The 1,297-nt window shown below is 49.8% G+C and carries 1 protein-coding gene; it reads right to left on the bottom strand.

The window, feature by feature from the left end; translation table 11 throughout:
* Nucleotides 1-977: hypothetical protein (locus tag KDK19_RS23035; protein ID WP_257293037.1), on the bottom strand; the 977-nt coding region annotated here is incomplete at its 3' end.
* Nucleotides 978-1,297 lie beyond the last annotated feature (320 nt).

The following is a 1,297-nucleotide window of genomic DNA, read 5'->3' as shown; positions in this document are numbered from 1 at the left end:
ATGTTTTTTTTCTTGCATATCTCTATCAGGGTTTGCGCTTTTTCCAGCTCTTCCTTACTTAATTCGTAATGGATATTTTCTTTCACTTGTTCCAATGGGTCGTCAGGGATCTGAGTGTCTGCCGTTTTCTTTTTTTTGGCCGCTGGTCCGGCAGCTGCTTTTGAATGAGTCCTCTTTCTACCCGAGCCCTTGTTTTTTTTCTGAACGGGTTCTGATGAATCCCGCTCTGTTTCTTCCCGGATTCGTTTTGCTCTTTTATTTTTGTTAGTGCCCGAAAGGCACTTGTTGCACAAAAACGCTGGATCTGATAGCTCATTGGCTATACGACTTAATTCCTGTGTATTCAGTGCCTTGTCACATTTTGAACAAGTGACAACCGAACTTCCGGTATCCTGAAAAATTGAGGGTTTCAGTGGGTCATCGCCTCCGAGACCACTGCCGTCTGTCGAGCCGGTTTTCTGGTTACCGGCAGCGACTTCGCAAATCTGGCCGGATTGGCCTGTTGTTCTGGTCGTTGATGCTTTGGTCGTTCTGGAGTGCTGGCCGTTTTTCCCGGTACCTGCCTGACGGCCTGAATATTTGCCAGCAGCGATCTCACGGTAAACACTAAGTTCCTGACCATTCTCTGTCAGCCATGTCTGAACCAGACACGAATACATCATGGCAGGCCCTGATCTTTCGAGATCGAAAAGATCCGCTTCAATCACCATGATCCGGTCTGACAAAATTCGAGCCAGCATGGATTGCCCCGTCATAGTTGCCCATTGCCGTTTGATCCGTAACATTCGAAGCAGTTGCCTTTTTTGTTGCAGGCATTTTTGAACAGGGCCAAGAACAGAGGCAAGGTCAGGCACGGGCTTTGGGTCAGGATTCCAGTGGTTTCCGTCAGGTGGCTTATCGCCATCGTCTCCCCCGGCAGCGCCGATGGCGATCAGCGCAGTGGAAGAGTGCTCTGGCGTCTCAGGGGGCACAAGCATGAGATCAATGCGGTGTGTATGCTTCATTGGCCAAAGGGGTAGGGGAGGCCGTTGGAGAGACGCAAGAGGTCTGTTATTCGGCAGCAGCTTAAGCAAACGGAGGGCGAGTGGCATAAACCCAACCGAATGAAGGTCGGGCGGTTCAGGTTCAGCCAACTTATTAGTGTATAAGAAATTTGCTGGTAGCGGATTTGAGCCGACCAATCCCACTGCGGGCAGTGACTCCCCAAACATTATGGTCACTAACAGAAGCAGTGATTGAACCATCGAGCAGATAGCTTTGTTTTTTTGTGGGCGTCGCATAGACCCAGGCTCATTGA

The organism is Endozoicomonas sp. ONNA1, from assembly GCF_024606325.1.
In the GTDB taxonomy this organism is placed as follows: domain Bacteria; phylum Pseudomonadota; class Gammaproteobacteria; order Pseudomonadales; family Endozoicomonadaceae; genus Endozoicomonas_A.
The sequence above is the reverse complement of the archived record's forward strand: the minus strand, read 5'-3'. Positions and strand labels throughout refer to the sequence as shown.